This is a genomic window from Neokomagataea anthophila, assembly GCF_018122595.1.
GTDB lineage: Bacteria > Pseudomonadota > Alphaproteobacteria > Acetobacterales > Acetobacteraceae > Gluconobacter > Gluconobacter anthophilus.
The window spans coordinates 1-235 of sequence record NZ_JAGRQH010000146.1 but is presented as its reverse complement, the minus strand read 5'-3'; the positions used below and the strand labels follow the sequence as shown (position 1 = coordinate 235).

1 pseudogene is annotated in these 235 nt (G+C 52.8%); it reads right to left on the bottom strand.

Annotated elements, in window-relative coordinates:
• Window positions 1-235, bottom strand: a pseudogene (locus KB213_RS12345) (pyridoxal phosphate-dependent aminotransferase family protein); the annotation flags it as partial.

The window sequence follows — 235 nt, the reverse complement described above, 5'->3', positions numbered from 1 at the left end:
ACCGTCATATTTGCTGGCTTGTCTGTCTGCATCAAGGAACATGATGTCATCTTTGTTCACGAGCGCAGAAATCGTGCCGAGTTTGGCTTGATATCCGGTGGAGAACACCATGGCGTGCTTGCGCTCTAAATACGCAGCCAAGCGTTCTTCAAGTTTGCGGTGGAGTCCAAATGTGCCGTTTGCAATGCGAGATCCGGTGGTGCCGACGCCCATGCTGCGGACGGTTTCAATCGCT